Origin of the sequence: Xanthomonas albilineans (assembly GCF_002939705.1) — a bacterium.
GTDB lineage: Bacteria > Pseudomonadota > Gammaproteobacteria > Xanthomonadales > Xanthomonadaceae > Xanthomonas_A > Xanthomonas_A albilineans.
Genome location: NZ_MDCB01000088.1, coordinates 1 through 654, shown reverse-complemented (window position 1 = coordinate 654; position 654 = coordinate 1). Strand labels below are relative to the sequence as shown.

Here is a 654-nt window from a genome sequence, read left to right as displayed (position 1 = left end):
TCGGGCGACTTCGCCAGCGCATGCTCGGGATCGATCCGCACCACCTTGCTCTTTTCGTAGATCGAACCGGGATGGTCGTAGGCCAACAGTTGACCCTCGTGCTGCTTGAAGCCTTTGATGTTGTGTCTGTATTGCGGATTGATGCCGAGCGCGTCGGTGAACCCGGCAGCCAGCCGTTCCTGCTGCGCGGGACCGTAAGGCAATTTATCGCCATGCCTGGGCAGGGTGCAGGACTGTTCCAGCGCGTTCTTGAACAGGGTATAGCGCGAGTGCAGCGCATGGCCCGGATGACGGAAGTCTTGGAGATGCTCATCCGAACGCGGTGGGCGCGTCGGCGGGGTATACAACATCGCCTCGCCCGCTTGGCGCTGTTCGTGTTGATGCGACCGGGGGTCTTGGCTGTGGCGCTGTTCGTGTTCGCGTTGCTGCGCATCCATGGCTTGGCGGTGCAACTGCACGTGTTGCTGCGCGAGGCGGTGTTGTTGCTCGCGCGCTGCCTGCGCTTGCTGTTCCTGCTGCTGCAGTTGCGCGATCCGCGCATGTTCCTGCATGTCCACGCTGACCGGTTTTTCATGGGCCGGGTTGCTGTGAGCCGGTGGCTGTTGTGTCTGCCGGTGTGCTTGCGCCAGGTGCGCCGCCTGCTGCTGCGCCTGC

The 654-nt window shown here is 63.0% G+C and carries 2 protein-coding genes; one reads left to right on the top strand and one right to left on the bottom strand.

Translation table 11 applies throughout. The features are described 5' to 3' along the window. A partial coding sequence (locus XalbCFBP2523_RS16955) for a hypothetical protein (protein WP_211286582.1) occupies positions 1-350 on the bottom strand: 350 nt, incomplete at its 3' end. A 24-nt stretch (positions 351-374) separates the two neighbouring features. Between XalbCFBP2523_RS16955 and XalbCFBP2523_RS16950 the strand changes: the two genes are divergently transcribed. Then, positions 375-654 (top strand): hypothetical protein (locus XalbCFBP2523_RS16950; protein ID WP_211286581.1); only part of this gene is annotated, 280 nt, incomplete at its 3' end.